Genomic DNA, 18,682 nt, shown 5'->3' on the forward strand with positions numbered 1-18,682 from the left:
ACCACAGCCGCGGGCCATGCCGCGAGCAATCGTGCGCGATTGATGCAATCGAATGCAAACTGATAACAATTTTTGCCAGCCGCACTTGTGATCCGCCCGGCGGACCCCAAGTGTGGCCGCATCGCATGATAAAATCGGTGGCTTTTTGCCATTGGCGCTCTCGGGGCGATATGTTTTTGTTATCATCCTGGGCTCCTCGGACCCTTTTCGCGGCGTACTTTTGAAGAACACAGCATGTCATTCCTGACCAAGATTTTCGGCAGCCGTAACCAGCGTCTGCTCAAGCAATACCAAAAATCCGTGCGCGACATCAACGCGCTCGAGCCGCAGATGGAAGCGCTGTCGGATGCCGATCTCCAGGCAAAGACGAACGAATTCAAGCAACGCGTAGCCGGGGGCGCCAGCCTGGACGACATCCTCGTGGAAGCCTTCGCCGTCTGCCGCGAAGCCGCCAAGCGCGTCATGAAGATGCGCCACTTCGACGTGCAGCTGGTCGGCGGCATGGTCCTCCACTACGGCAAGATCGCCGAGATGGGCACGGGCGAGGGTAAAACGCTGATGGCGACCCTGCCCGTCTACCTGAACGCGCTGTCCGGCAAGGGCGTGCACGTCGTGACCGTCAACGATTACCTGGCCCAGCGCGACGCCGAGCAGATGGGCCGCCTGTACGGCTGGCTCGGTTTGACGACGGGCGTGAACCTGTCGCAGATGGATCACGACAGCAAGCAGCAAGCCTACGGTTCCGACATCACCTACGGCACCAACAACGAATACGGCTTCGACTACCTGCGCGACAACATGGTGTACGACGTGCGCGAGCGCGTGCAGCGCGGCCTGAATTTCGCCGTCGTCGACGAAGTCGACTCGATCCTGATCGACGAAGCGCGTACCCCGCTGATCATTTCCGGCCAGGCCGAGAACCACACGGAGCTGTACCACAAGATCAACGAACTCCCGCCGATGCTCACGCTGCAGATCGGCGAGGAGACCCCGGACGGCAAGGGCCAGATCGAAGTCCCGGGCGACTACACGAAGGACGAGAAGGCGCACACCGTGCTGCTGACCGAGGCCGGCCACGAGAAGGCCGAAGCCATCCTGACGAAGATGGGCCTGCTGCCGGAAGGCGCGTCGCTGTACGACGCCGCCAACATCACGCTGATCCACCACCTGTACGCTGCCCTGCGCGCGCACGTGCTGTACCACAAGGACCAGCATTACGTCGTGCAGAACGGCGAGGTCGTGATCGTCGACGAATTCACGGGCCGCCTGATGACGGGCCGCCGCTGGTCCGAAGGCCTGCACCAGGCCGTGGAAGCGAAGGAAGGCGTGCGCATCCAGAACGAGAACCAGACGCTGGCCTCGATCACGTTCCAGAACTACTTCCGCATGTACGCCAAGCTGTCCGGCATGACCGGTACGGCGGACACGGAAGCCTACGAATTCCAGGAGATCTACGGCCTGGAAACCGTCGTCGTCCCGCCGAACCGTCCGTCCCAGCGCAAGGACCGCCAGGACCAGGTCTACAAGACGGCCGACGAAAAATACCAGGCCATGCTGAACGACATCCGCGACTGCTACGAGCGCGGCCAGCCGGTCCTCGTCGGCACGACGTCGATCGAGAACTCGGAACTGTTGTCCGGCATCCTGACCAAGGCGGGGCTGCCGCACAACGTGCTGAACGCGAAGCAGCACGCCCGCGAGGCGGAGATCATCGCGCAGGCGGGCAGCCCGAAGATGATCACCATCGCCACCAACATGGCGGGCCGCGGTACCGACATCGTCCTGGGCGGCAACGTCGAGAAGCAGATCCAGCTCATTGAAGCCGGTTCCGAGGCCGACGGGGCGTCGGCGCAAGAGCAGAAGGCCGAGCAGGCCGCCAAAATGCGCGCGGAATGGCAGTCGCTGCACGACCACGTCGTCGCGCAGGGCGGCCTGCACATCATCGGCACCGAACGCCACGAATCGCGCCGCGTCGACAACCAGCTGCGCGGACGTTCCGGCCGCCAGGGCGACCCGGGTTCGTCGCGCTTCTACCTGTCGCTGGACGACCCGTTGCTGCGCATCTTCGCGGGCGACCGCGTGCGCGCCGTGATGGACCGCCTCAAGATGCCGGAAGGCGAACCGATCGAGGCGGGCATCGTGACCCGCTCCATCGAAGGCGCCCAGCGCAAGGTCGAGGCCCGCAACTTCGACATCCGCAAGCAGCTGCTGGAATACGACGACGTCGCCAACGACCAGCGCAAGGTGATCTACACCCAGCGTAACGAACTGCTGGAAGCGGCCGACATCTCCGAGCTGATCGCGTCGCTCCGTACCGGCGTGTTCACCGACGTCGTGCGCGCCCACGTGCCGGCGGAGTCGGTGGAAGAGCAGTGGGACATCCCCACGCTCGAGCGCGTGCTGGCCGACGAATGGTCGCTCTCCCTGCCGCTGGCGCAGATGCTGGAGGACGAGCCGAACCTGAACGACGACGACATCCTCGAGCGCGTGCTGGCGGCCGCGGAAAGCTCGTACGAGGCGAAGGTCGGCATCGTCGGCAAGGAAGCGTTCGGCGGCTTCGAGCGCAACGTCATGCTGCAGAATATCGACACGCACTGGCGCGAGCACCTGGCCGCGCTGGACCACCTGCGCCAGGGCATCCACCTGCGCGGCTATGCGCAGAAGAACCCGAAGCAGGAGTACAAGCGCGAAGCGTTCGAGCTGTTCGGCGCCATGCTGGACCAGATCAAGAACGAAGTGATCCGCACCATCATGACCGTCCGCATCCAGACCCGCGAAGAAGTCGAGGCGGCGGAAGCGGCCATGCAGGCGGCCGCGGCGCACCTGGAAAACGTCAACTACCAGCACGCCGACTTCGATCCGACGGCCGCGCCGGAAGAGCTGATGGCGCCCCTCGCGGTGACCCCGGGCACCACGGCGATGGCGGACGATCCGTCCACCACCTACCTGGGCATGAAGGTCGGCCGCAACGACCCGTGCCCGTGCGGCAGCGGCAAGAAGTTCAAGGCTTGCCACGGCAAGCTGGCGTAAGCAAGCGGACGAACGGTAAAAAGCGGCGGGAGCGATCCCGCCGCTTTTTTTGTGTCCGGCGCAGGAGACGGTCTTTGCAATTTGATAGCAAAAAACAACAAAAATTAACTGTAAGTATCTTTGTTGATATTTATCAATTAAAATTGATTTGTATAAATACGAGTCGAGATGAACCAGGGTGCGGCTCCCCGCTATCAAATAACGACGAAGGAAACAGATGGCAAAGAACCTCACCGCAGCACTGGCCCTGATGGGCGCGACGGCCGCGGCCGGTGCTACGCCCGTCACCGTCACGGAAACGATCAGCCTGTCGCAGCTGTTGTCCGGCAACTCGACAAACATCGCGTTCAACCTCAACGCCCAACTGGCTGCCGCCGGCCAGGGGCTGGGCGACATCCTGTCCGGCGACCTGGTGGTCTTCGGCTATTCCGACGCGCAATACAACACGACGCAGGCCGATCCGTACAGCGGTTACGCCACGACCGGCGTCGAGGGCTACCATTCGTATTCGGTACCCTACACGTATTCCTACTATGTCTCCTGCTCGTACTGGAGCTGGAGCTGCAACCACACCGCGTACGCGACCGGCTATTACCAGGTCGGCGTGACGGACTACAATGCCGCCGCCACGCGCACCGTCGAGCACATCGACTCGGTGGCCGATACGATGGTGGTGGCGGCGGGCACGACCAGCGCCAGCGGCAGCGCCTCCACCCACACGACGCGCGACGGCGGCTACAGTGGCTCGCAATACGTGGGCACCAGCGGCGATTACTACAACGGTTACACCTATCTCTACAACCGCGACCACGACGTGTACGACGCCATCGCCGGCGACCTGTCGGCGACGCTGCACCTGGACGTCGCCGCGCTGTCCGACCTGAACCAGGACGGCATCCTGGCGCCGACCGTCAGCGCCACGCTGGGTGGATTCCACCTGACGTCGGCCACGCTGACCGTGTTGTCGGAAGTCGTCGAGCGCTCCGAGGTGCCGGAACCCGCTACGCTGGGCCTGTTCGCCGTGGCCGCCGCCGGCGCCACCGTCGCGCGCCGCCGCCGCAAGAAATGACGCTCGATCCGCAGCTGTTCGCCCTCAACCCGGCCGCGCAGCTGAAGGTCGAGACGACGCCGGCCGGCGTGCCCGTCCTGATCGTCGACGATTTCTACGCCGATCCGTTCGCGGTGCGCGCCGCCGCGCTCGGCGGCCAGTTCGATGCGTCGATCGCCTATTACCCGGGCATGCACAGCCGGATCGACGCCGCCAGCACGCGCGACCTGTTCGCCACGCTGGTCCGGATGCTTGCGCTGCTGGGCGACGTGCGCGCGCAGCCCGAATATTTCTGGACCGATTTCTCGATCGTCACGACGCCGGCGTCGCAGATGCTGGCGAAGCAGAAGCATCCGCACATCGACCCGACGCCGCTGGCCGGCCTCGTGTACCTGAACCACGATTTCGAAGTCGGCACCTGCTTCTTCCGCCACCAGCCGACCGGCCTCGCCGTCATCCGCACGCCCGAGGAATCGCGCCAGTACGGCGAATGGATGGAAGCCTACGGCGAGCAGTGCCAGCCCGCGTCCTATGCGGTCGGCGACGACGGGGTGTGGGAGCGCCTGTACCGGGTGCAGGGCCGCTTCAACCGTTTCGTGATGTATGCCGGGAACGCGTTCCACTCGATCGACATGCGCGACGTGGCCGCCAACCCGACGCTCGCCCAGGCCCGCCTGACCCAGCGCCTGTTCCTGGGCCAGCTCGACAACCCCGCGTCAACCTGATCCGCTCCATCATGTCCTATCAATCCATCGCAATCGTCGGCGGCGGCACCGCCGGCTGGCTGGCCGCCTGCTACCTGCAGCGTGCCCTCAACGGCAATCCCGCGCATCCGGTCCGGATCACGCTCATCGAGTCGCCCGACGTGGCGGCCATCGGTGTCGGCGAGGCGACCGTTCCCACGCTGCGCATGATGCTGCGCACGATCGGCATTCCGGAAGCGGCGCTGTTCGCCTCGGCCGAAGCGACGCTCAAGAACGGCATTCGCTTCGTCGGCTGGCACGACGGCACGGACAGCTTCGACCACCCGTTCGACATGCCGATCGTGGCCGATGGCTACTCGACGATGACGCACTGGCTGAACCTGAAGCAGCGTGGCCTGACCCGCCAGCCGTTCGGCGAGGCCGGCGTCGTGCAGCCCGCGCTGATGGACGCGCTGCGCTCGCCCAAGCTGATGTCGTCGGCACCGTACGAGGCGCCGGTTCCGTATGCCTACCACCTCGACGCCGTGCTGCTCGCGCGCCTGCTGCGCGACACGGCGAAGGAACGCGGGGTGGTGCACGTGGAAGGCACCGTCGAGCAGGTGGATGTGGACGAGACGGGCATCCGCGCCGTCTGCCTCGCGGACGGCACGCGCCACGCGGCCGACCTGTTCGTCGACTGCACCGGCTTCGCCTCCCTCCTGTTGGGCAAGACGCTGGACGTGCCGTTCCACTCGTATGCCGACACGCTGCTGTGCGATCGCGCGCTGGCCTGCCCGGTGGCGCACGAGGCGTCCGACGCGCCGCTGCGCAGCCACACGGTGGCGACGGCGCAGGACGCCGGCTGGACGTGGGACATCGAACTGCAAACGCGCAAGGGCACCGGCTACGTGTACTCGTCGCGCCACTGCAGCGACGACGAAGCGCTGGCGACGCTGCGCCGCTACAACGCGGGCCGCACCGAACTGGCCGAGCCGCGCCTGCTGCGCATGCGCGTCGGCCGCCACACGCGCATGTGGGAAAAGAACTGCCTGGCGTTGGGACTGGCCGGCGGCTTCATCGAACCGCTCGAATCGACGGGCATCTACCTGATCGAATACGCGCTGCAGATGTGGCTCGACTACCTGCCCACGCCCGCCGGCGCGGCGCCGATGCGCGACCGCTACAACATGCTGATGGCCGAGCATTACGACGAATTGCATGACTTCGTGCTGGCGCACTACGTGCTCTCGGCGCGCCGCGATACCGCGTTCTGGCGCGCCTGTACGGAAGAGGTGAAGGTGTCCGACCGGCTGGCCGCGCTGCTGGCGCTGTGGAAGCACAAGCTGCCCGGCACCGCCGATATCGATGCCCGGCGCCAGGTCCTGTTCGGACCGCACAACTGGTTCTTCATCCTGGCCGGGCAGCGCTGCCTGCCCGAACACGGGATCGGGCAGATGCCGTACATCGCGCCCGAGCGCAGCCAGGCGGCGCTCGCGCGCATCGCGGAGATCCGCAAGGCCGCCGTGAGCCAGTCGCCGTCGATGCGCGAGTACGCGCAAAAGATCCGTGCGGCGGCGGCCAACGCGCCGCGCCGCTAGTTCGCCGGCACGGCGCGTCCATGACCATTTGGTAATCTTGGCATGACGTGCCGGGCGGGCCGGGCCCGGTTGCGCTAGGATGTCGCTCGATATCCCATCCGGAGCCCGCATGACACCGACATCCGCCCCGCACGCAGCGCACGCCCGCGACCTCGCCAAGGTCCCGGCCATGACACTCGGCTTCTGGATCATCAAGATCCTCGCGACGACGCTCGGCGAGACCGCGGGCGACGCCGTGACGATGTCGATGGAACTGGGCTACCTGGCCGGCACCGCGATCTTCGCGGCGCTGCTGGCCGTCATGCTGAGCGCGCAGATCCGCGCCAACCGCTTCCACCCGCTGCTGTTCTGGGCCGTGATCGTCGCCACGACGACGGTCGGCACGACGCTCGCCGACCTGTGCGACCGCTCGCTGGGCATCGGCTACCTCGGCGGCTCGACCCTGCTGGCCGCGCTGCTGGCCGCGACGCTGTACGCCTGGCACCGCACGCTCGGGTCGGTGTCGATCAACCGGCTCGATACGCGCGACGCCGAGGTGTTCTACTGGATCACGATCCTGTTTTCCCAGACCCTCGGCACGGCGCTCGGCGACTGGGTCGCCGATCCGGACACCGGCTGGGGCCTCGGTTATGGCGGCGGCGCGGTGCTGTTCGCGGCGGGACTGGCCGTCGTGCTCGCGCTGTACTTCTGGACGCGCACGTCGCGCACCGCGCTGTTCTGGGCCGCGTTCATCCTCACCCGGCCGCTGGGGGCGACGGTCGGCGATTTCCTCGACAAGCCCGTCGCGGACGGCGGCCTCGCGCTGAGCCGCTACACGGCATCGGCGGCCCTCGTCGCCGGCATGCTGCTGCTCGTGCTGCTGTTGCCCCAGCGCGCGGAGCGGATCGCGCGCCCGGTGCCCGGCGACGAGCCGCGCGGTTGAGCCGCGCGGTTAAGCCGCGCGGTCAAGCCGGATCGTTGCCGTCCTTGACGGCGGCAAGCCGCTGCGCCTGCATGACCTTGCGCAGCCAGTCCACGCTCTCGCCGCCGATGCCCGATCCCATGCGCAGCAGGGGTTCGGTCGCGCTGGCGGCGCGGAAGGCGTCGATGTCCTGCTGGTCGCGGCCGACCATGTCGTGGAACAGGTCCATCCACTGGCGCGCGAGCTCGTGCGCCCGCGGCCCGTCCGCATCCGGATCGGCCTGCATCTCGGCCTGCATCCGCGCGATCAGGGGCGTCCACTCGTGGCCGCGGGTCGCGTAGTGGCGCCGCATGCGCTCGACGACTTCCGGCCGCACATATTTTGCCCACGTCTCCAGCTTCAGTTCACCGATGGCGGCGTGCACGTAGTGCATCACGGACGCCGGCATGCCGACGGCGTCCAGTTCGCGCTCGACCATCAAGTTGAGTTTCGCCGTCAGCGCCGGGTCGTTCCCGGTGTCGCGCGCAAACGTCTGCAGCCAGCGCAGGGCGAAGGCCCTGGCGGCGTCGGCATCCGGCGGGACCTGCGAGTCGATCAGGCCGCGCGCCTGTTCGACCATGCCCTGCCACTGGGCCTTCGTGGCATCGTTGCGGAGCAGCGGCAGGCGGTCCAGTTCCTCCTTGGTGAAATAGCGTTCGTACACGTTCGTCATGTCCATGGTGTTCTCCAGTGTGGTGAGCCACGTGGACAGGTCCGGCGCGCTGCCGCGCACGAGTTGCGCGCGCACGCGCAGCAGCTGGTCGCGCAGCCGCGTGGCTTCCGCCATGCGCACTTCGAGCGCGGCCAACTGGCGGTCGACGATCGCCAGCGGCTCGCCGGCCGGACTGTCCAGCGTGAGGCCGATGTCGGACAGGCTCAGGCCGAACGCGCGCAGGGCCTGGATACGGTGCAGGCGTGCCACGTCGTCGCGGTCGTAGAGCCGGTAGCCGGCATCGGAACGCGCCTGGGGACGGAGGAGGCCGATGCTGTCGTAGTGGTGCAGCGTGCGCACCGTCAGGTTGGCCAGGGCGGCCAGCTCTCCCACTTTCAGCATCGTTCGTCTCCGTTCTTCGGCGTGGGGACAGTCTCGAGGCTCACGTGACGTCAGGGTCAAGGTTTTTCGCGTCGCGGAAGCTGCGCTCTTCGTGCCACAGGGTCACGAACAGGGTCATCACGACGGGGCCGACAAACAGGCCGATGAGGCCGAGCGTCTCGACCCCGCCGAGGATGCCCAGCAGGACGGCGATGAACGGCAGTTGCGTGGCGTTGCCGATCATCGCCGGGCGCACGAAATGGTCGGCCACGAACAGGATGATGAAGCCCAGCACGAGGATCGCGATCGCGGCGATCGTCGCGCCCTGCCAGGCCAGCAGGCCGGCGGCGGCGCAGAACGCGAGCGGGGCGCCGAACGGGATGATGGCGAGGACGCCCGACGCCGCGGCCCACAGCACGGCCGACGGCAGCCCCGCGAACTGGTAGCCGATGCCCAGCAGGACGCCTTCCGCGAGGCCGACGAGCACGAGGCCGTTGACGGTGGCGCGCACGGCGACGGGCACCTTCAGCGAGAACAGCGTCCAGCGCCGCACGCCGATCAGGTCGGCGCCGATGGCGTCCGTCTGGCGCTGCAGGGCGGTGCCGTCCTTGTAGAAGAAGAACAGGCAGAGGAAGGCGAACAGCATGTCGACCAGGCGGTGCATGACGCCGCTGCCGACCCGCTTGAGCACTTCGCTGGCCGTCTGCATGCGGCCGACGGAGCCGTCCTGCAGCAGGTGCGCGAGGCCGTGCGGCTGGCCGAGCGTGGCCAGCCACCAGTTGTAGACGGCGTCGCCGGCGAACGGAATGCGGTGCAGCCACTCCGGCGCGGCCAGGCCTTCGGTGTTGGCGCTGGCGACCATCTGCGCCAGCGCCGGCGCCTGGCGCGCGGCCTGCGTGACGCCCAGCGCGAGCGGGATGATGAAGACGATTGCGGCGGCGATGGTGACGAGGGCCGCCGCAAGGATGGTGCGGCCGCCCAGCGCGGTGCGGACCCGCACGTACAGCGGCCACGTGGCGATGCACAGGATGGCGGCCCACAGCAGCGGCAGGATGAAGCGCTGCGTCACGAGCAGGGCGAACAGGACGATCGCCAGCGAAAAGCAGGCGCTCAGCACATCGCGTTGGTTGTCGGTCATGGCTTCTCCGGTGGATGGAACATCTTACCAAAACGGCATCGCCGGATGGGTGGTGTTGCCGATTATCAATTGGCCGACTTAAGTGTGTATTAACAGGCAGGCCGTCGTTCCCGGGCCGTCGGTACGCAAGCAAACTGGGCGCCCGCCTGCGCGGGGGCGACGTACGCACCGGCGGACCGTGCCTGTCTCCCGCAGGCGGTACAATACCGGACCTTCTTTCCATCCTTTCATTAGAGAACGCCATGGCCGTCAATTCCCCCCTGCCCGTCGCCGCCGACCTGAAACCCGTCGCCGGCATCGAACTCGGTTACGCCGAAGCCGGCATCAAGAAGCCGAACCGCAAGGATGTGCTGGTGATGAAGCTCGCCGAAGGTGCGACCGTCGCCGGCGTGTTCACCAGGAACCGCTTCTGCGCGGCGCCGGTCCAGGTGAGCAAGGCGAATCTGGAGGCGGTGAGGGCCGGGGGCAAGCCGATCCGCGCGCTGGTGGTCAACACGGGCAACGCGAACGCGGGCACGGGCGAGCCGGGCCTCGCGAATGCGCAGGCCACGTGCGCCGAAGTGGCGCGCCTGCTGGGCCTCGACGCGCAGCAGGTGCTGCCGTTCTCCACGGGCGTGATCCTGGAACCGCTGCCGGTGCAAAAGATCGTCGCGGGCCTGCCGGCCGCCATCGCGAACCTGAAGGCGGACAACTGGTTCAACGCGGCCGAAGCCATCATGACCACGGACACCCAGCCGAAAGCGGCGTCGGTCACGACGACGATCGCCGGCCACGCGGTCACGATGACCGGCATCAGCAAGGGCGCCGGCATGATCAAGCCGAACATGGCGACGATGCTGGGCTACCTGGCGTTCGATGCGAAAGTCGCGCAGCCGGTGCTCGACGAACTGGTGAAGTACGCGGCCGACCGCTCGTTCAACAGCATCACCATTGACGGCGACACGTCGACCAACGATTCCTTCATCCTCGTCGCCACGGGCGCGGGCACGCTCGTCGTCGATTCGACCGACAGCCCGCACTATGCGGCGCTGCGCGACGCCGTCAGCGGCATTGCGCGCCACCTGGCGCAGCAGATCATCCGCGACGGCGAAGGCGCCACCAAGTTCATCACCATCACGGTGGAGCAGGGCCGCGACATGGAAGAGTGCCGCAAGATCGCCTACGCCATCGCCCACTCGCCGCTCGTGAAGACCGCGTTCTTCGCGTCCGACCCGAACCTGGGCCGCATCCTGGCCGCCATCGGCTACGCGGGCGTCGACGATCTCGACACGGCAAAGCTCGACCTGTACCTGGACGACGTGCTGGTCGCCAAGGCCGGCGGCCGCAACCCGGACTACAAGGAAGAGGATGGCCAGCGCGTGATGAAGAAGGCCGAGATCCTCGTGCGCGTCGTGCTCGCGCGCGGCGAGCTTGACGCCACCGTGTGGACCTGCGACCTGTCGCACGACTACGTCTCGATCAACGCCGACTACCGTTCCTGAGCCGATGAACCAGCTGGATAACTTCCTGCACCGCGCCGAAGCCCTGCTGGCGCGCGTGGAGGCCTTGCTGCCGCCGGCCGCGCCGCGCGACCCGGACTTCCGGCACGGCTATGCCTACCGCTGGCGCAAACGCGCGGGCAGCGGCAACGTCAAATACCTGCAGGCGGTGACGCACGCGTCGACCATCCGCCTCGCCGACCTGCAGCACATCGGCCCGCAGAAGGACCAGATCGAGCAGAACACGCGCCAGTTCGTGGCGAAGCGCCCGGCCAACAACGTCCTGCTGACGGGCGCGCGCGGCACCGGCAAATCGTCGCTCATCAAGGCGTGCCTGAACCAGTTTGCGCCGCAGGGCCTGCGCCTGATCGAAGTCGACAAGGCCGACCTGGCCGACCTGCCGGACATCGTCGACCTGGTCGCCGGCCGGCCGGAGCGCTTCGTGATCTTTTGCGACGACCTCAGTTTCGAAGAGGGCGAAGCGGGCTACAAGGCGCTCAAGGTGGCGCTGGACGGCAGCATCGCGGCGCAGTCGGACAACGTGGTGATCTACGCGACGTCGAACCGCCGGCACCTGATGCCGGAAAGGATGTCGGACAACGCGAGCTACAAGCACACCGACGACGGCGACCTGCATCCGGGCGAGACGGTCGAGGAAAAGATCTCGCTGTCGGAGCGCTTCGGCCTGTGGCTGTCGTTCTATCCGTTCAAGCAGGACGACTACCTGGACATCGTCGGCCACTGGCTGGCGAGCTTCGGCTGCACGCCGGCGCAGATCGCCTCCGCGCGCGGCGACGCGCTGCGCTGGGCGCTGGGCCGCGGCTCGCGCTCGGGCCGCGTGGCCTGGCAGTTCGCCAAGGACTACGCCGGCAAGCTGCCGCCGGCGCCGGCACAGGAACAGGTCGATGCCTGAGGCGCGCATCGATATCACCTCGAAGCCGGTGGACGTCGCCGTGGGCGTGCTGATGCGCCCGAACGGCGACGTGCTCCTGGGCCAGCGCCCCGACGGCAAGCCGTATGCCGGCTACTGGGAATTCCCGGGCGGGAAAGTCGAGCCGGGCGAGGACATCTTCCACGCGCTGCAGCGCGAATTCGTCGAAGAGCTGGGCGTGAACGTGATCTCGGCCGAGCCGTGGTGCTGCGTCGAACACGTGTACGAGCATGCGCACGTGCGGCTGTACTTCTACATCAGCCGCGAGTGGGAAGGCGAACCGCAAAGCCTGGAAGGGCAGGCGTTCGCGTGGCAGGGCGCGTATGCCGTCAGCCCCCTGCTGCCGGCCACCATTCCGTTGCTGGCATGGCTGGACCAGGTGCGGTATCCCGCGCAGGGGACGGCCGCGGGCTAGTCGCCCACCGGATCGAGCAACATCGGTCCGCACGACTCGCCCTGGCAACCGTAGCCGACGATCTGGCCGCGCTCGTTGATGGCCTGCGGGTAGACGAACGTCAGGCCGGCCGCCGGATCGATCAGGTCATTCAGGTTGTGCGATCCCTTGCCGGGTTCGTAGAGAAAGCCGCCGGGCGCCGTCTGCACGCTGCCCACCACCTGGCCGCGGTTGTTGATGCCGCGCGCATCCGAAGGGAGGTCGGACAGGACGTGCATGCCGTCCGCGTCCCACAGGACGGCGCGGTAGCCCTCGGCGCCGCCGTTGTCGCGCTCGATGAATCCCACCGTCTGGCCGCGCGCGTTCACCCTGGCCGCGTGGCTGCTGTGCTCGGGCGGCGTGGGGAGCGCGGTCAGCGTGTCGCGCCGGTCGCTGAAGGCCAGCACGCGGAACTGGCCGAACGGCGTTGCCTGGTCGGTCGTGGACGAGCCGACGACCTGGCCGCGGTTGTCGATGCCGGCGCCGACGCTGGCGCGGACCGTCTGGCCGAGCGTGCCGAGGTCGCGCACCGTGCCCTGCCGGATGACGTAGGCCATGGCGTCGCCGAGGCGGTCGCTGTAGGACCCGACGATGTCGCCGGCGTCGTTGATGTCCATGGCGGTCGACGACGCGTGCACGGCCACCGGCAGCTCGTGCGCCGCGCCGTCGACGAACACGACGGCACGGCGGCGGTCGGTGTCCACGTCATAGGAACTGCCGACGACCTCGCCTTTCTCGTTGATGCTTTCGGGCTCGGCATATTCGTCGCCCGGCAAGGGCTGCAGGGCGATCAGCCGGCCGTCCCGCCAGCAGAACGCGCCCGGGCTGCCGCTCGCGGTGCCGCAAATCGTTCCGCTGTTGTTGATCATCTTGGCGACGCCGGAGCCCTGGCCCGGCGTGAATGGCACCAGCACGACCGGTTCGTAGCGATATCCGGGCGCGGCGTGTGTGGAGAGCGGCAGGGCGGCGGCGGCGCCGAGCAGCAGGCTGGACAGGGTTCGACGGTGCGGCATGGAGACCTCCGGTGCGGTGAGTTGACGGAGGCCCAGAATAGGGGCCAGCGGGCCCGCATTCCTTGATATCGCTTAAGAATGATGCTCGCAGGAAACTTTGGGGCGGCCCGCGCGGCTATTCGCGCCGTAGCGCTTCCCGCCGCCTGATGCGCCCCGTGGCCGCGGCCGCGCGCAGTGCGCAGGAAAAGCCCTTGCAAGGGGCGAGATGGCGCTGGTAGAAACGGATCGCGGCCTGCGCCGGCGTGGCCTTCACGTATGCAGGATCCGTCCGCCCGCGAACGACCAGTTTTCCCAGTTCGTCTCCTTGAACACGACCATCACGTTTTCCGGATCGAAGCCGGATGCGCGCAGGTGGTCCATCAGCTCGGCCAGCAGCTTCTTCTTGACCTTCACGCTGCGCCCGACCGACCAGACGATCTCGATCAGCACGAAGTCGTCCGTGCGCGTCGTCGTGACGTCGGGGTAGTGGCTGTCGTAGCGGAAGTCGGCCGCGTCCAGTTCCAGCACGCGCTGGAACCGGTCGGTGTCGGGCACGCCGGTCGCGACGAGCGCGGCGTGGACGGCGGCGAACACCTTGTCCTTGAACTCGGCGGTCTTGGGCTTGCGGACGGTGAGCGTGACGAACGGCATGCGGAACCTCCTCGGTAAGCGCTTATTCCTTCGAGACGGAATCGTCGTCGGCGTCACCGGGCGGCGCGCCGGGGATGGTGTACTTCTCTTCGGCCCAGGCGCCCAGGTCGATTTGCTTGCAGCGATCGGAACAGAACGGGCGGAACTTGTTGGCCTCCGTCCATTCGACCTTCTTGCCGCAGGTGGGGCAGGATACGACGGTCATGGTGTGCTTCTAAAAAAATCGGTGATCAGAAATTGCAGAGCGTGAGCTCGAACGGGACGTCTTCTTCCAGCGGCTTCGGCTTCAAATCGCCGCCCTGGGTCGTGAAGCGCACCCACAGCATGTACTTGTTGGCGGAGATCTCGGGAATCGCGCCCAGCGCGTCGTCCACGGACAGGCGCAGCATCTGGTAGACCTTCCCCTGCAGCATCTGCTGGTAGCTGCCGGCCGCGGCGATCATCTTGACGGGGCCGCCGGAATCGCGCAGCAGGCGCAGCACGAGGGCCAGCGCGTCGAACAGGGGCGCCAGCGGGGCGAACCAGGCCGTGATGTCGGCGTAGCGCTGTTCGGCCGGGCGCCGCTGCCACGCGTAATAGGACGGAAGATCGAATTCGCAGGCGCCGCCGGGGATGATCGTGCGGCCGCGGATGCTCATCAGCCACTCGTTGTCGCGCACGTTCTGGCCCGTCTTGCCCTGGGCGGTGACGAGCGCGTTGCTGACGGCGTCGAGTTCGGCCAGCACCGCGTCGAGCGCGTCCTTGGCGACGGCGGGATTGCTGCGGTAGCCCAGCAGGCTTTGCTTCTGGCGTTCCAGCTCTTGCAGCAGGTCGGACTTGAGGTCCGCGCGGCCCGCCACTTCCAGCATGTCGAAGATCGTCGCGAGCGCGACATGGTGCTGCAGAGGATGGTCCTGCGCTACAAAGAATTTGAACTTCTCGTACAGGTCCTCCAGCCGCAACAACGTGCGTATGCGCTCGTTGAATGGGTATTCGTAGACGATCAAAATGACATCCTTAAGAATGTAGGCTGGCAACCACGTGATTCTGAACCATGATGCACAAAATTACAAACGCTGGCTTGGTTGTCCTGCCAATTTTTCCGCTTCGTCAAGATAAAACCGGTGCAGGCGCTCGACTTGCGGCAGCAGCGCGTCGACGCCGGCGTCGTTGAGGATCACGTCGTCCGCTTCTTCCAGCCGGCGCGCGCGCGAGACCTGGGCCGCCATGATGGCGCGGACCTGTTCTTCCGCCAGCCCGTTGCGGGCCATCACGCGCGCGATTTGCGTCGCTTCCGGACAGTCGATCGCGAGCACGCGCGCCACGCGTTCGCGCCACGTGCCCGATTCGATCAGCAGCGGCACGACGAAGATCGTGTACGGACCGCCGGCGAGCAGCGCGGCCGCGGCCGTCGCTTCACGGATGCGCGGGTGCAGGATGGCTTCCAGGCGGGCGCGCGCGTCCGGATCGGAAAATACGAGGGCGCGCATCTTCGCGCGGTCGAGGGCGCCGTCCGGCGTGGCGAAATCGGGACCGAAGGCGTCGATCAGCGCCGGCATCGCGGCGCCGTGCGGGGCCGTCAGGCCGTGGGCGATCCGGTCGGTGTCGATGACGGCGGCGCCGCGCGCGCCGAACAGGTCGGCCACGGTCGTCTTGCCGCAGCCGATGCCGCCGGTGAGGCCCACCGCGAAACGGGGGGCGGATCGAGGAGTTGAAACGGCCGAGCCTGGTGTGTGCATGCGTACCTCGGGCCTGGCCGGGAGGCTAGGCCAGGAAACCCTGCGCGTAGCGGGTCAATGGTGTTCCGTACAAGAGTGCGATCATACCAGCCGCCGCGAGGTAGGGGCCGAACGGGATCGGATTATTGCGGTCGCGCCGCGCGAACACGATCAGGCCGATGCCGACGATGGCGCCGACGACGGACGACAGGATGATGATGGTCGGCAGCATCGTCCAGCCCATCCACGCGCCCAGCGCGGCGAGCAGCTTGAAGTCGCCGTAGCCCATGCCTTCCTTGCCCGTGGCGAGCTTGAACAGCCAGTACACGGCCCACAGCGACAGGTAGCCGGCCATCGCGCCGATGACGGCGTCGCGCAGCGGGACGATGGTGCCGTCCAGGTTGATGAGCAGGCCCAGCCACAAGAGCGGGTAGGTGAGGTCGTCCGGCAGCGTCTTCGTGTCGTAGTCGATCAAGGTCATCGAGATCAGGAAGTACGCGAACACGAGGCTCGCCAGGCCCAGCCAGCCGCTGCCGAAATGCCAGATCAGCACGGCCGACAGCAGTCCCGTGACGGCTTCCACGACCGGATAGCGCGGCGAAATCGGCGCCTTGCACGCGCTGCACTTGCCGCGCAAGAACAGCCAGCTGACGATGGGGATGTTTTCCAGCGCCGTGATCCGGTGGCCGCAATGGGGGCAGGCGGAGCGGGGCACCATCAGGTTGAATCGGTCCGGGTGCGGCAATTCCTTGCCGGCCTCGTGCGCGATGTAGTTGTCGAGTTCGCGCTGCGCCATCACGGGCAGGCGGTACACGACCACGTTCAGGAAGCTGCCGATCAACAGGCCGAACAGGGCTGCGGCGAGGGTCGCGGCGAGGGTCGCCGGGGCGGCGAAGAGCAGGATTTCCGGTGACATGATGCTCCGATGGGTGGCTGATTCCGTGAATCAACTATTCTAGGGGTTTTCCCGCCATTTGGGCAGCATCGTGACGCGTCGCCGCCACGGGTGGCCGCCGACCCCGGCCATCGCCCCGCCTTAGTCGCGGTCCGTGCACCTGGCCGCGCCGGGCGCGCGCCGGAACAGCCAGAAGTGTTCGTGGCGGTCGGCCGGGCGGGCGCCGTCCCAGGCCGGTTGCCACGATCCCGCGTCGCTGCAGTGCGGCAGCCGGCCTTCCGGATTCTCCAGCAGGATCTGCGTGCAGGCGGATGACGCCTGCGTCTCGAGCCGTTCCGTGACGATGCCGTCGTAGTAGCGCAGCATGGCGCGCTCGCTTTCGGCGACGCCGTAGCTCGCCACGCAGCCGGGGCCGAGCGCGGGCTGGAGCGAACCGAAAACTTCGCGATAGGATTTCACGTCGTCGGCCCACGGCATGAACAGCGCCGCCGCGAGCAGCCAGCACAGCGCGATCCCGGTCACCCACGTCTGCAACGCCGCCTGGCGCCGTGGGTAAAACGCCATGAGCCAGGCCGCGCCCGCCGTCGCGGCCAGCGCGCAGGCGAGCGCCGCAACGTCCACGTGCCGGTCGGGATGCGGCGGCAGCAGCTCGGCGAGCGCGTGCAGCCGCAGCGGATCGTGCGTCAGCACGATATACGCCCACGCGAGCCAGAGCGCGGCGGCGATGCCGCCGAACAGGACGCGCGCGCCCACGCACCACGCGAACTCCACGCGCGGCGCGAGCGTGAGCGCGCAGCGCGCGCCGAGCAGCGCCAGCGGCGGCAGCAGGGGCAGCGCGTAGCCGTCGCGGGCGGAGGCCGCGGCGACCAGCACGCCGAAGACGACCGCGGCGAACACGGCGGCCGACTGCATGCGCTCGTCCGTGCGCCACGCGCCCCGTCCGCGCCACAGTGCGAGCAGGGCGAGCGGCGCGGCCGGGAACGTGATCCACCACAGGTTCTTCGCCCAGAACCCGGGATCGTGCGCCGCGCCCAGCACCGGAACGGAAAACCCCACGAAGCGGCCGATGTTGTTCGTCCAGAGCCAGTCGTTGAACAGCGCCGGCGAACGCAGCCAGAGCGCGGCCGGCCATAAGGTGAGCCACGGCAGCGCGGCCAGCAGCGCGACGAGCACCGTGCGCGCATAGGCGCGCGCGCGCCAGCGCGCAAAGCACAGCGGCAGCAGCACGGCGGCGAGGCCGAACACGCCGGGCGCGAGCAGGCCCTTGGCGAGGAAGCCGATGCCGACGCCGGTGCCGACCTGCAGGCCGCTGGCGCCGGGCCGCGTGCGCCAGCGCGGCAGGCCCGCCATGCCGATGGCGATCCCGGCGAGCAGCGCCGTGTCGGTCAGCATCAGGTGCGAGAACGCGGCCATCCCGAAGCAGGCGAGCAGCACGAATACGGTGGTGCGTCCGAACTGCGCATCGGCCCAGCGCCGGCCGCACTGCGCCATGGCCGCGCAGGCCAGCAGGACGAACGCGCCGGTGGCCAGGCGCGCGCCGTCGGCCAGCGGCAGCACGGGCGACGTCAACGTCGCGAGCGCGCCCGCGACCCAGTAGAACAGCGGCGGCTTTTCCATGAACGCCTCGCCCGCCATCCTGGGCACGACCGCGTCGCGGGTCGCCAGCATAGTGCTCACGATGTCCGCGATATACGTCTCGTCCTGTTTCCACGGTTCATGGCCGACGAGTCCGGGCAGGACGTACAGGCCGAGCAGGACGACGAAGGTCCAGGTGCGGGTGCCGAGCACGAAGCGGCGCGCGAGGTCCGGCGCGGACGCGGGGCGCGCCGGTGCCGTGCCGGTACGCAGCAACGGACCGATGTCGTCGAGGTCGGGCGGCGTGCTGGACATGGCGGCGTTCCTACCGCGGCGCACGACGGCGCACGGCGCGCAGGATGGCGCCCGGGTGTTGCGGCGGCACCCCATCGTTCGGCGCATGCGGCAGTAACCGGCGGCCCGCCTGTTCGTCCAGGAACGACTGCGGCTGTTCCATGACCGTTCCCATGTATGTACAACGCTTGCAAATGATAGCTCTGCGCCAGGCGCGCACACGTTACGGTTTGGTCATTTTTTCGTGTTGCCATGGCGTGTGGGAA

At 67.6% G+C, this 18,682-nt stretch carries 18 protein-coding genes; 8 read left to right on the forward strand and 10 right to left on the reverse strand.

The window, feature by feature from the left end:
- Window positions 1-234: 234 nt before the first annotated feature.
- The 5 genes from secA to ASC93_RS25975 all read left to right on the forward strand — a co-directional run bounded on the left by secA (window position 235) and on the right by ASC93_RS25975 (window position 7,281).
- Window positions 235-3,030 (forward strand): preprotein translocase subunit SecA, encoded by a 2,796-nt coding sequence (secA, locus tag ASC93_RS25955; RefSeq protein ID WP_056449636.1) that lies wholly within the window; start codon window positions 235-237, stop codon window positions 3,028-3,030.
- A 217-nt stretch (window positions 3,031-3,247) separates the two neighbouring features.
- The gene (locus tag ASC93_RS25960) at window positions 3,248-4,099 is read left to right on the forward strand and encodes a PEP-CTERM sorting domain-containing protein (protein WP_056449637.1); all 852 of its coding nucleotides are present in this window, start codon (window positions 3,248-3,250) and stop codon (window positions 4,097-4,099) included.
- Window positions 4,096-4,803, forward strand: a complete 708-nt coding sequence (locus tag ASC93_RS31540; RefSeq protein ID WP_056449638.1) for a DUF6445 family protein — start codon at window positions 4,096-4,098, stop codon at window positions 4,801-4,803. Before ASC93_RS25960 ends, ASC93_RS31540 begins: the two co-directional genes overlap by 4 nt.
- An 11-nt stretch (window positions 4,804-4,814) precedes the next feature.
- Window positions 4,815-6,359, forward strand: coding sequence for a tryptophan halogenase family protein (locus tag ASC93_RS25970; protein ID WP_056449639.1), 1,545 nt, complete (start codon window positions 4,815-4,817; stop codon window positions 6,357-6,359).
- A gap of 109 nt (window positions 6,360-6,468) precedes the next feature.
- Window positions 6,469-7,281, forward strand: a complete 813-nt coding sequence (locus ASC93_RS25975) for a hypothetical protein (protein WP_056449641.1) — start codon at window positions 6,469-6,471, stop codon at window positions 7,279-7,281.
- A 22-nt stretch (window positions 7,282-7,303) separates the two neighbouring features.
- On the opposite strand, the gene ASC93_RS25980 is transcribed toward ASC93_RS25975, so the two are convergent.
- Together ASC93_RS25980 and ASC93_RS25985 are read right to left on the reverse strand one after the other, a co-directional pair.
- Window positions 7,304-8,353, reverse strand: coding sequence for a MerR family transcriptional regulator (locus ASC93_RS25980; protein WP_056449643.1), 1,050 nt, complete (start codon window positions 8,351-8,353; stop codon window positions 7,304-7,306).
- Between the two features lie 40 nt (window positions 8,354-8,393).
- The gene (locus tag ASC93_RS25985) at window positions 8,394-9,470 is read right to left on the reverse strand and encodes an AI-2E family transporter (protein WP_056449646.1); all 1,077 of its coding nucleotides are present in this window, start codon (window positions 9,468-9,470) and stop codon (window positions 8,394-8,396) included.
- A gap of 242 nt (window positions 9,471-9,712) precedes the next feature.
- On the opposite strand from ASC93_RS25985, the gene argJ reads away from it, so the two are divergent.
- The 3 genes from argJ to ASC93_RS26000 are packed head-to-tail and all read left to right on the forward strand — an operon-like array spanning window position 9,713 to window position 12,294.
- On the forward strand, window positions 9,713-10,951 hold the full coding sequence (argJ, locus tag ASC93_RS25990) for a bifunctional glutamate N-acetyltransferase/amino-acid acetyltransferase ArgJ (protein WP_056449648.1): 1,239 nt from the start codon (window positions 9,713-9,715) through the stop codon (window positions 10,949-10,951).
- Between the two features lie 4 nt (window positions 10,952-10,955).
- Window positions 10,956-11,861 carry an ATP-binding protein gene (locus tag ASC93_RS25995; RefSeq protein ID WP_056449649.1) on the forward strand — a complete coding sequence of 302 codons (906 nt, stop codon included), beginning with the start codon at window positions 10,956-10,958 and terminating at the stop codon, window positions 11,859-11,861.
- Window positions 11,854-12,294 (forward strand): NUDIX domain-containing protein, encoded by a 441-nt coding sequence (locus ASC93_RS26000; protein WP_056449650.1) that lies wholly within the window; start codon window positions 11,854-11,856, stop codon window positions 12,292-12,294. The genes ASC93_RS25995 and ASC93_RS26000 overlap by 8 nt, the downstream gene beginning before the upstream one ends.
- On the opposite strand, the gene ASC93_RS26005 is transcribed toward ASC93_RS26000, so the two are convergent.
- From ASC93_RS26005 to ASC93_RS32565, 8 genes are all read right to left on the reverse strand, one after another.
- Entirely contained in the window at window positions 12,291-13,325 is a 1,035-nt protein-coding gene (locus ASC93_RS26005; protein WP_056449652.1) for a hypothetical protein, read from the reverse strand. The genes ASC93_RS26000 and ASC93_RS26005 overlap by 4 nt on opposite strands.
- Before the next feature lie 249 nt (window positions 13,326-13,574).
- Window positions 13,575-13,955, reverse strand: coding sequence for a tautomerase family protein (locus ASC93_RS26010; protein WP_056449655.1), 381 nt, complete (start codon window positions 13,953-13,955; stop codon window positions 13,575-13,577).
- Window positions 13,956-13,977: 22 nt separating this feature from the next.
- A complete protein-coding gene (gene yacG / locus ASC93_RS26015; protein ID WP_056449657.1) occupies window positions 13,978-14,160 on the reverse strand; it encodes a DNA gyrase inhibitor YacG in 183 nt (60 codons plus the stop codon).
- A 25-nt stretch (window positions 14,161-14,185) separates the two neighbouring features.
- The gene (zapD, locus tag ASC93_RS26020; RefSeq protein ID WP_056449660.1) at window positions 14,186-14,941 is read right to left on the reverse strand and encodes a cell division protein ZapD; all 756 of its coding nucleotides are present in this window, start codon (window positions 14,939-14,941) and stop codon (window positions 14,186-14,188) included.
- 60 nt (window positions 14,942-15,001) lie between these two features.
- Window positions 15,002-15,673, reverse strand: a complete 672-nt coding sequence (gene coaE / locus ASC93_RS26025; RefSeq protein WP_056449662.1) for a dephospho-CoA kinase — start codon at window positions 15,671-15,673, stop codon at window positions 15,002-15,004.
- A gap of 25 nt (window positions 15,674-15,698) precedes the next feature.
- Entirely contained in the window at window positions 15,699-16,568 is an 870-nt protein-coding gene (locus ASC93_RS26030) for an A24 family peptidase (protein ID WP_056449665.1), read from the reverse strand.
- 120 nt (window positions 16,569-16,688) lie between these two features.
- Window positions 16,689-18,437, reverse strand: a complete 1,749-nt coding sequence (locus tag ASC93_RS26035) for a glycosyltransferase family 39 protein (RefSeq protein ID WP_056449667.1) — start codon at window positions 18,435-18,437, stop codon at window positions 16,689-16,691.
- 10 nt (window positions 18,438-18,447) lie between these two features.
- Window positions 18,448-18,579, reverse strand: a complete 132-nt coding sequence (locus ASC93_RS32565; protein ID WP_267874983.1) for a hypothetical protein — start codon at window positions 18,577-18,579, stop codon at window positions 18,448-18,450.
- Window positions 18,580-18,682: the final 103 nt, after the last annotated feature.

This window comes from Massilia sp. Root335, assembly GCF_001425685.1.
GTDB classification, from domain to species: domain Bacteria; phylum Pseudomonadota; class Gammaproteobacteria; order Burkholderiales; family Burkholderiaceae_D; genus Telluria; species Telluria luteola.

Bases quoted from the DNA above. Each gene is read 5' to 3' on its own strand.
- ASC93_RS31540 (WP_056449638.1), top strand. From the start codon at position 4,096: ATGACGCTCGATCCGCAGCTGTTCGCCCTCAACCCGGCCGCGCAGCTG.
- argJ (WP_056449648.1), top strand. From the start codon at position 9,713: ATGGCCGTCAATTCCCCCCTGCCCGTCGCCGCCGACCTGAAACCCGTC.
- ASC93_RS26000 (WP_056449650.1), top strand. From the start codon at position 11,854: ATGCCTGAGGCGCGCATCGATATCACCTCGAAGCCGGTGGACGTCGCC.
- ASC93_RS25985 (WP_056449646.1), bottom strand. From the start codon at position 9,470: ATGACCGACAACCAACGCGATGTGCTGAGCGCCTGCTTTTCGCTGGCG.
- secA (WP_056449636.1), top strand. From the start codon at position 235: ATGTCATTCCTGACCAAGATTTTCGGCAGCCGTAACCAGCGTCTGCTC.
- ASC93_RS25975 (WP_056449641.1), top strand. From the start codon at position 6,469: ATGACACCGACATCCGCCCCGCACGCAGCGCACGCCCGCGACCTCGCC.
- ASC93_RS26030 (WP_056449665.1), bottom strand. From the start codon at position 16,568: ATGTCACCGGAAATCCTGCTCTTCGCCGCCCCGGCGACCCTCGCCGCG.
- ASC93_RS25970 (WP_056449639.1), top strand. From the start codon at position 4,815: ATGTCCTATCAATCCATCGCAATCGTCGGCGGCGGCACCGCCGGCTGG.
- ASC93_RS25980 (WP_056449643.1), bottom strand. From the start codon at position 8,353: ATGCTGAAAGTGGGAGAGCTGGCCGCCCTGGCCAACCTGACGGTGCGC.
- ASC93_RS26010 (WP_056449655.1), bottom strand. From the start codon at position 13,955: ATGCCGTTCGTCACGCTCACCGTCCGCAAGCCCAAGACCGCCGAGTTC.
- yacG (WP_056449657.1), bottom strand. From the start codon at position 14,160: ATGACCGTCGTATCCTGCCCCACCTGCGGCAAGAAGGTCGAATGGACG.
- ASC93_RS26035 (WP_056449667.1), bottom strand. From the start codon at position 18,437: ATGTCCAGCACGCCGCCCGACCTCGACGACATCGGTCCGTTGCTGCGT.
- ASC93_RS26005 (WP_056449652.1), bottom strand. From the start codon at position 13,325: ATGCCGCACCGTCGAACCCTGTCCAGCCTGCTGCTCGGCGCCGCCGCC.
- coaE (WP_056449662.1), bottom strand. From the start codon at position 15,673: ATGCACACACCAGGCTCGGCCGTTTCAACTCCTCGATCCGCCCCCCGT.
- ASC93_RS32565 (WP_267874983.1), bottom strand. From the start codon at position 18,579: ATGGAACAGCCGCAGTCGTTCCTGGACGAACAGGCGGGCCGCCGGTTA.
- ASC93_RS25960 (WP_056449637.1), top strand. From the start codon at position 3,248: ATGGCAAAGAACCTCACCGCAGCACTGGCCCTGATGGGCGCGACGGCC.
- ASC93_RS25995 (WP_056449649.1), top strand. From the start codon at position 10,956: ATGAACCAGCTGGATAACTTCCTGCACCGCGCCGAAGCCCTGCTGGCG.